This is a genomic window from Actinomycetota bacterium (assembly GCA_012837825.1).
GTDB lineage: Bacteria > Actinomycetota > Humimicrobiia > Humimicrobiales > Humimicrobiaceae > Humimicrobium.
This window is the reverse complement of the sequence record DUQM01000078.1, coordinates 1-8,908: the sequence shown is the minus strand read 5'-3', so window position 1 is coordinate 8,908 and position 8,908 is coordinate 1. Positions and strand designations below refer to the sequence as shown.

Below are 8,908 nucleotides of genomic sequence, written 5' to 3'. Positions count from 1 at the left end.
TGCCATGGATATTTTGCCAATATGAAGACGACTTAGCTATCCAAGCTTTAATTTAAATTTTCAATACCTGATTTATCAGGTTAGGAAATCAGCATTGCAGGAACTACCGGTTCAGATTTATTTTTCTTATCCTTACCGATTTTGGGGTAACCTCTACCAGTTCACTGTCATCAATATATTCAATAGAATCTTCAAGCGACATTATTCTCGGAACATTGAAGTGCTCGGAGGCCCCTTCGCCTTTTGACCGCATATTTGAAAGCTGTTTTTCCTTGCAGACATTTACCCAGATATCGTTATTCCTGGAATTCCGGCCCACTACCTGTCCTCTGTAAACATTTACTCCAGGTCCGTAAAAAAGTTCACCGCGATCCTGAACATTCGTAAGACCGTATAATCTGGTAGTGCCGGTCTCAAAAGCAATAAGAGAGCCTCTTTCGCGTTCTTTCCATTCATTTTTTTCAGGCAGATACTTATAAAAAAGAGTGTTCATGATGCCAAGGCCTCTGGTATCGGTCATAAATTCTCTTCTGTATCCAAACAATCCGCGGGTAGGTATTATAAATTCCAGATGTGCAATATCATCCTTTAATTCCATTTTTTTCATTATTCCTGACCTGCTGCCAAGTTTCTGTATCACAGAACCGGAATACTGTTCAGGAACTTCGATAAAAACTTCTTCAAAAGGTATCATTTTCTTTCCGTCAGAGATTTTTACTATGACTTGCGGCTGGGCAACCTGGAACTCATAGCCCTCACGTCTCAGACGCTCAATAAAAATTGCAAGATGGAGCTCGCCTCTTCCTGAAACCGCCCAGCCTCCCTCAGAATTATCTTCAACTCTTAAAGCAACATCATTGTCAAGTTCTTTGTAAAGCCTTTCCCTTATCTGTCTTGATGTTGTAAACCTTCCTTCTTTTCCTGCAAAAGGAGAAGTATTTATATCAAAATTCATTTTTACCGTAGGCTCTTCTATTCTTAAAAGGGGCAGAGCTGATGGATTGTTTAAATCTGCAATAGTCTCTCCTATTGTAATATCCGGTATTCCTGAAATTGCTACTATTTCTCCTGCACCTGCTTCATCTATTTCCACCTGGGCAAGACCCTGAAAATTCATAAGTGAAGTTATTTTGTGTTTCTGCATCTTTCCTTCACGATTTATATGCATGATTTCCTCACCGGACCTGATTGTTCCGTTATATATCCTGCCTTTTGCAATCCTGCCTTTGTAATTATCCCAGTTAATAGAGGTCACAAGCATCTGGAGCGGTGCATTGTTATTATGCTCAGGTGCCGGAATCCGGTTTATTATTTCCTCGAATAATGCGGAAACATCTTTCATTTGCTTTAAATCAGATTTATGGCCGGCTTTGCTCATTTTTGAAGAGCAGTAAATTATGGGAAAATCAACGGTTTCCTCATCTGCCCCAAGCTCGACGAAAAGATCAAAAGTCCTGTTTAGCGCATTATTGATGTCGGCACCGGATTTGTCGATTTTGTTTATTACCACTATTATTTTATGTTTCAGTTCAAGAGCCTTTTTTAGCACAAATCGGGTCTGAGGCATGGGTCCTTCTTTGGCATCAACAAGAAGCAGCGAGCCGTCTGCCATTTTTAATACTCTCTCAACTTCTCCGCCGAAATCAGCATGACCGGGAGTGTCTATAATATTGATTTTTACATTTTTCCAGACTACGGAAGCATTTTTAGAAAATATGGTTATCCCGCGTTCCCTTTCAATATCATTGCTGTCAAGTATGCATTCAGCTTCTGCCATTTCTTTCGTAAGCCGTGTCTTGGATAATCTTAGAAGCGAGTCCACCAGGGTGGTCTTTCCATGGTCGACATGAGCTATTATTGCAATATTTCTTATTTCCATAAACTTTATTATTCTGAAAAATACCTTTGTCTAACAACGTTCTAAAAACAAGTAATATTAATCTTTCTAAGAAATAATTGCAATAATTTTTTAAATGATTAAGCAGGCTTACTTAAATAACCATAAACTTATAGTTTCTGAAAGGGAGCTATACGCCTCTATGGTTTTTTATATAAACATTATTGCAGGGAAAGGGGATTTCTATACCAAGTTCGTCAAATCTATCCTTGATCCTTTTTCTCAGCCGTCTTTCAATCAGCCACTGACTGGAAGATTTTACTTTGCAGATTATTTTAAATTTTACGGCATATTCTCCAAGTTCATCGATACCTTCACCCAGAATCTCCGGTTTTTTGATTATGAGTTTTTTGTATTCTTTTTCCTCGGAAAAATCATTTAATATGGTTTTTAATTCAGAGATAATCCTGTCTGTATTTTCCTTATAGGAGACCCCAATGGATATAACTGCTCTTGACCATTCCTGGGTTTTGTTGCTTAAAATTTTTATTTCAGAATTGGGAATATAGTGAATGACTCCGTCAATACTTCTGATTGCAGTAGTTCTGAGGGAGAATTTTTCAACAATTCCTGAGACATTTCCAACTTCAATAACATCATTTATCTGGTACCACTGCTCAAATAAAATAAAAGAACCATTTATAAGGTCCTTTACAAGACTCTGGGCACCGAGTCCGACAATGACGCTGACTATTCCGGCGCCTGTTATGATCGGGGCAATGCTTATCCCAAACTGGTCGGCGATTATCAGAAGGCCTGCAAAAACCGTCAGACCTATAATGATATTTGAAGTGACAGTGCTGAACGTATAAGATCTTTTTTTAATCTCAGCTTTTTCCGGGCTTATTTTTGTATCCAGGGTTTTTTTGATCTTTCTGGAGACCAGTTTTATTATCAGCACTATTATTATTACAGCCGCTATTACTATTAATATATTCAGCCAGTTGGATTTTAAATTTTCAATTATTATCCGGGAATCAAAAGCAACAGCATTGCTTTCTTTTGACATAATTTCCTCCTGTGGGTGGCAAAGTTTTATCTGCACGGTTTTTGCATAGCTACATCTTTTAATGATTCTTTGTCAAGTCTGTAAATTAACCATTCTTCCTTATTTTTTGCTCCTGTTTTTTCATAGAATCTGATTGAAGGAGTATTCCATTTTAGGACTGTCCATTCAAGCATTGCGCAGTCTCTCCGGATGGCAAGATCTGCAAGAAAAGAAAATATGGCTTTTCCTACTCCTCTGCCTCTCAGTTCCTCATTTACAAAAAGATCTTCAATATAAATACCGGGTTTTCCCATAAAAGTCGAAAAATTATAAAAAAATATTGCAAAGCCTGCAGGCGCACCTTCATATTCTGCAATGACCGCCTCTGCAATTTTCTTTTCAAATATCGTTCTTTTTATATCTTCCTCAGTTGCAGTTACGGATCCAGATCTTTTTTCGTAAACAGAGAGCCTTTTTATGAAGTCAAGTAAAATACCGGTGTCTTCTTTTTTGGCAAACCTTATTTTTAATTCTTTATCTGAAGCAGTTTTTTTCAACGGTATTTTACTTTCCTTTTTTTCTTTCAGCTTCCAGCTTTATTCTTGCTTCCCTGAAGAAATTTTCAGCAAATTTTGTAGTATAAGTCCTCTCCTGAAAAGTCTTTTTTTCAAGAGCATCCAGAAAACCTTTGAACTGGTCAAAATAGGAACCGTAAATATGATAGCTGTCAGCAATATCTGCATACCTTCCAACTTTTACTTCTTTTTCCAGTTTTTCGGATATCTTTGTTGCAATTTCTCTCTGGAGATCGGTAAGTGCGAATATATTCATGAATGCGGCTTTATAGGCATCCCTTGAACGCCAGTGCGTATTCATATTAAGAGTAAGGCCTTTTTGCGGATCATCCAGAATTCTCAGCCAGACTCTCTGAAGACAGGGTGGTTCGTGATGCTTTATATCCAGCTCGGGATCCCAGGTTATTGCCTGTGCTCTTCTTGTATAAGGACAGCAGATAAGATTTTCTATAGTCATGGCCATCTGGTCAAGATAACCCTGTGCAGTTTTATAATTAAAAAGCCTGTCATGATAGCTGTAGGACCATCCGTGCTTTCCTATCCAGTGATCATGAACACCCAGGACAACTTCCTGCCTGTATATTTCCAGCTCGTCAAGACCTGTAGGCAGGGCTCTGTGTATTCTCGGTTCGGACATTGGCTCATTTATTACCATTATCATTGTAGAATCTTTGCTGGGAGGATCTTTGGACCTGTCATATTGTGTTTTTATTTCAGTACCTTTATCCCATAATTCTTTAAGGGATTTTTCCCAGACTTCCGGGAGAGTATTTCCCTCAACCTTTAAAACAGGAATATCGCCTTTACTTGAATGTAATATAGAATTTTGACTTATATCTTTCATTTGTTGTCTCCAAACACTTTTTCCGGAAAAAAGAATAAAAATTTCAAAAATATTTTACAATAAAATTAACACGTTTTTTTAATAATGCCAAAACTATAAATAAATTTTTAGTTTTTATAATCTACTGACAAAAAATGGTACAGAATAAATAATGTCAAAATTAGTATTTGCCAATCTCAATCATATTTTTTGAAATCCCGTGAAGAAGGTCTCCGGTTCTTTCAAAATGAAGAAGAATATCGGAAAATATAACTCCTGATACCGGCATACATTCGCCTTTCTGAAGTCTGAGTATATGATTTAATCTTGAGTTTTTTACAATTGCGTCAATATCGTTCTCTACCTGCTCGCAAAGTACAAGATTCTCAAAGCTGCCGTTTTCCATTCCTTTAATAAGGACATTAAACATTTCATTGACCTTATCTGAAAGTTCTTCAAGCTCTTCTATTTCAACCTTTGTAAATTTTGTCCTGTTTTCATCCTTAAGTATCATAAGATTCAGCAGGCTCTCTGCATGGTCTCCGGTTCTTTCAGTATCATATGCAATCTGCATAAGATTTATAAGTTTGTTGGAAAGCTTCAATGTAAGCGACTGCCTGGAAAGCTGGGTTAGATATCTTATTATATCCTCAGTAATGCTATCCACAGCTGCTTCTCTGTCAAGTACTTTTTTCTCTATTACCGTATCTTTGCTTTTTAGTCTCTGAAAAGAAAGACTGTCCATCATCTGGACTATTTTGGTCAGTCTTAACAGTTCTTTCTTTGCTTGTTCCAGGGCAACCGAGGGCGTTTTTATCAGCCTGTTATCAAGATGAATTGCATTTTTATGCTCAATAATATCTTTTCCCGGATAAAGCTTTACTACAAGTTTTTCAAACAAGCCTATCAAGGGAAACAGTATTGCCGTTGTTACAGCATTAAATGCGGTGTGCATATTTGCAATCTGCCTTGGCACGCTTGAACCCATATAGCGGAGGATAAACGGCTCAAGCCTGAATCCGTAAAATAAAGTTATAAATATTATTGTACCGAGCACATTGAACAAAAGATGGGAGAAAGCTGTCCTTTTTGCCGTAACAGTGGTTCCTATGCTTGAAAGCAGGGCTGTTGTGCAGGTTCCGATATTATCACCGAAAAGAATCGGTATCGCAGCTTCTATGGGAATAAGTCCCTGTGATGCAAGAGCTATAAGGATTCCTATAGTAGCGGAACTGCTTTGCAGAAGGGAGGTAAGCAAGAGTCCGGCAAGAACTCCTAGAAACGGATTTCTGCTGAAAACAAGCAGGAAGTTCTTAAAAGACTGATTGTCTTTAAGGGGATCAAGCGACTCTTTCATAATACCCATACCCAGGAAGAGAAGTCCAAGGCCTATTATTGCCATTCCGATATTTTTATATCTTCTTCTCTTGCTGGTGAAAAATAAAATGAAACCTATTATCAGAAGAGGATAAGTAAGCAGACCCACGATATTTAGTGAAACTATCTGTGCGGTAATAGTAGTTCCGATATTTGCACCCATGATAATGCCTATTGCTGTTTTAAGACTGATAAGGCCTGCGTTTACAAATCCGACAGTCATTACGGATGTAGCGCTGCTGCTTTGTATTATCAGGGTGGTAGCAAGACCTACAAGAGCCGAAGCCCAGGGTCGCCTTGAAAGAACTCCGATAATGGATTTGATATTGTTTGATGTTATTTTCTGAAGACCGTCGCTTAAAGTATTTATTCCGAAAATAAAAAGCGCAAGTCCGCCGATTATCTGAATTATGAGTTTGTAATACATATATTTTTAATCTACAAAATTATCTTCAAACATCCCTGTTTTACCCAAAACCGCATTAACGCTTATACCTCTTACGGACAGATATTTTCTGACCTGAGAGTCATTTGTCAGTCTTAAAGTGCTATAATTTTCTTCCGAGCCGTCCTGCCAAACTCTTCTGTTAAATAAAAAATTTATGGAATTTTCAATTTCTTCCCAGCTTTTTTTTGAAATTTCTCTTAAAAATATCTCCTTTTTTTCATTTTCATCAAAAATCTCAAGTATTGCCGATATCACATCTTTCAGTATACCTGTCCATGCCCTGAATGCTCCTGCAAGATAAATTCGCTCGGAAACTTTATGATCATCGTCATTATTTTCCGGATTCCATATATCATCAAGGGAATACCCGGCTATTATATTAAGAAACTTTATGATATTTCGTCTTTCTGCTTCTCTTAACCTGTCAGAATCTTCTATGTCTATATCAAGAGGGGGAGGGGCAATAAATTTCTTAAAAACTGCCTGTTTGAGCCTGTTTATTGTAAGCGGACTTTTAATATTCCTGTTGTAATCTGCAATATATCTGACCATTAAATTTTTTTTATCTTCCATTATGCTGTCGTATATATTGCTTTCTATCATATTTACTGCCTGGGCCCTTTTTCTTCCTTTTTTAACAAGAAATGAAACAAAACCTTCTTCAGATTTAAAGCCTTTTTGCCCAAGGTACTCTTTCCATTCTTCTTCAAAGATGTTTGCCCATTTGTTTATAAGAACAGAAGTAAAGAAAGGCATCTGTCTCAGTTTGTCATGTGCAATAAGATTTGTTTCTTTAAGGCTTTTTACGTCAGGCTCCACATATATTTTGCAGTCCAGTTCGGTTCTTCCTGCCCAGACCTGGGCGGCTGCTTTATGCTGTCCGTCAAAAAGCAATATGCTTTCATCTGTCATCCGGCATACAGAAGGAGTAAGCTGGCTGTTCACGAGAAGGTGTCTGTAAAGATCCCAGAGCCTGCCAATCTCAAGAGGTCTTGGCTGAAGATTTTCATCATTATTTATATAACCTACCGGAACAGAAGCATAAAAATATTTAAAACCGGTTGAAGGACATTCCATTAGGTTATAAACCACACTTTTTTTATCTCCATCAGGAAATAATTCCAATGTATCGGATTTATCACTGATAATAACTTTTATTTTCTTTACGGATTCTTCTTTCCCTGTTTTCAGAGCTAATACATCATTAAGTTTTCTTGATGCACAATTTTTAAAGAAATCTTCCATTTCTTTTTTTGCTAAATATTCTGATATGGAAAGATCCCCCAACTCTCTATGATGATTTTTGCATACGACTGTAAAATTTTTTATATCTGAATTATTTGAAGAAATAGGATCGATATTGTGATATTCAATATCTTTTTTGCCTGAAACGGGCTTTTTATCTATGTAGCAGCAAATATTATTTTTTATTGTACTTAACCGGTTTATCTTTTTCTTTTGCTCAGATGTAATTTCCGGATGCAGACCCATCTATAACCTCCGTGATATAAGCTAAAAATTATTTCTCACCAAGACGTTTTTTTATACTATCTACCAGATCGATGGAAACGGGATTTGCATCATATAGAACCGCCAGGTAAAGACTTGTCCATATTGCCAGGAAAAGACCTTTAAAGGCTGTTACAAGTTCATTTTCTCCTGTTATTTTCACTTCCTCATATTTTATATCCTTTTCAAGAAATATACCTTTTAATATTTCTATTCTTTTCAGCATGGCATTGCTTGTATTGTTGTCTTTTATGAAAAGGATTATAAATTTTCTCCTGAATTCCTGATCCATCTCCCAGCCTTCAATTTCATCATGGTTGATTTCAGGAATTCTGTTGAAATGCGCAAACATTTTACTTGTTGCGCAAATCTCTATCTTGAATCTGTAGCTTATTACCGTGGTTATTTTGTTGCAGCCATAGATTACAGGTATATTATCATAAAGATTTATTGCCAGTTTCTTTGCAATATTGTCATTTATTTTAATTTCAGGCATAAGTTCTTTGGTGAAAGCAAGCAGTTCATTTTCTATATCATCCCATGCATTTCCGAGAGGTTTATCTTCATGAAATCCTTTTACGCTTAAAAGGCCGGCATCTGCGAGTATGTCGGTAAGAAAAACATAAGCATAGCCTATGGACATTCTTGGAAGCAGCTTTTCTGAATATTCTATTATTGTCACAAATTTATTATTTGAAAATCTTTCCTTAAGCCTTCCTCCGGTAGTTATCGCATATACTTTTATGCCCCTGCCGGCTACCTCACTTATTGCGTTAAGAATTTCTCTTGTGTTTCCGCTGTGCGATATAGCTATTACAAGAGTCTCGCTGTTTACCCATGTAGGCAGTTCTTTTGAAGAAGATATGGAAATAGGGACTCTTATATTGTTCAAGCTGATGGACTCCATAAGTCTGTAAACGGTTGTTGCGGGATTTCCTATGCCAAGTATAAGTATGTTTTTATATTCTTTTTCAAATTCAAGAGGAATATTTCTAATGATATTTTCAGCTTTTTTGAATTGTCCCGGGAAATCATAGAGGATTTTTATAAGCTCATCGGAACTGTGGGAATATATGAATTTTTCATTATTTAATTTATCAAACTCCAATACCGCCCTCCGGGGTTTTAAAAATATAATATAAGAATTTTATATTTTTTTCACCTTAATTATAAAAAATAATTTGTTTTATAATTAAATTTTAAAATATTATTTGAAATTAATAAATCATTTAAAAATAATTTTTAAAATTCAGATCTGCTTTACTTGCATATTTTCAAAATAATGCTTTAT

General features: G+C 36.4%; 7 protein-coding genes. All 7 read right to left on the bottom strand.

The features are described from left to right. Positions 1 to 103 precede the first annotated feature (103 nt). The 7 genes from typA to GXZ93_06130 all read right to left on the bottom strand — a co-directional run bounded on the left by typA (position 104) and on the right by GXZ93_06130 (position 8,725). Entirely contained in the window at positions 104 to 1,888 is a 1,785-nt protein-coding gene (gene typA / locus GXZ93_06160; GenBank protein ID HHT79356.1) for a translational GTPase TypA, read from the bottom strand. A gap of 139 nt (positions 1,889 to 2,027) precedes the next feature. Beyond that, a complete protein-coding gene (locus GXZ93_06155) occupies positions 2,028 to 2,906 on the bottom strand; it encodes a mechanosensitive ion channel family protein (protein HHT79355.1) in 879 nt (292 codons plus the stop codon). Between the two features lie 26 nt (positions 2,907 to 2,932). Next, positions 2,933 to 3,448 (bottom strand): GNAT family N-acetyltransferase, encoded by a 516-nt coding sequence (locus GXZ93_06150; GenBank protein HHT79354.1) that lies wholly within the window; start codon positions 3,446 to 3,448, stop codon positions 2,933 to 2,935. A 1-nt stretch (position 3,449) separates the two neighbouring features. After that, complete coding sequence (locus GXZ93_06145; GenBank protein HHT79353.1) at positions 3,450 to 4,304, bottom strand: hypothetical protein; 855 nt, start codon at positions 4,302 to 4,304, stop codon at positions 3,450 to 3,452. A 160-nt stretch (positions 4,305 to 4,464) separates the two neighbouring features. Next, positions 4,465 to 6,087, bottom strand: coding sequence for a Na/Pi cotransporter family protein (locus tag GXZ93_06140; protein ID HHT79352.1), 1,623 nt, complete (start codon positions 6,085 to 6,087; stop codon positions 4,465 to 4,467). A 6-nt stretch (positions 6,088 to 6,093) separates the two neighbouring features. After that, on the bottom strand, positions 6,094 to 7,599 hold the full coding sequence (locus GXZ93_06135; protein ID HHT79351.1) for a hypothetical protein: 1,506 nt from the start codon (positions 7,597 to 7,599) through the stop codon (positions 6,094 to 6,096). Between the two features lie 28 nt (positions 7,600 to 7,627). Next, complete coding sequence (locus GXZ93_06130; GenBank protein ID HHT79350.1) at positions 7,628 to 8,725, bottom strand: SIS domain-containing protein; 1,098 nt, start codon at positions 8,723 to 8,725, stop codon at positions 7,628 to 7,630. Positions 8,726 to 8,908 lie beyond the last annotated feature (183 nt).

What these genes read in the sequence shown, in the direction of transcription:
- GXZ93_06155 (HHT79355.1), bottom strand. Translation starts at nt 2,906, where the DNA reads ATGTCAAAAGAAAGCAATGCTGTTGCTTTTGATTCCCGGATAATAATT.
- GXZ93_06145 (HHT79353.1), bottom strand. Translation starts at nt 4,304, where the DNA reads ATGAAAGATATAAGTCAAAATTCTATATTACATTCAAGTAAAGGCGAT.
- GXZ93_06140 (HHT79352.1), bottom strand. Translation starts at nt 6,087, where the DNA reads ATGTATTACAAACTCATAATTCAGATAATCGGCGGACTTGCGCTTTTT.
- GXZ93_06135 (HHT79351.1), bottom strand. Translation starts at nt 7,599, where the DNA reads ATGGGTCTGCATCCGGAAATTACATCTGAGCAAAAGAAAAAGATAAAC.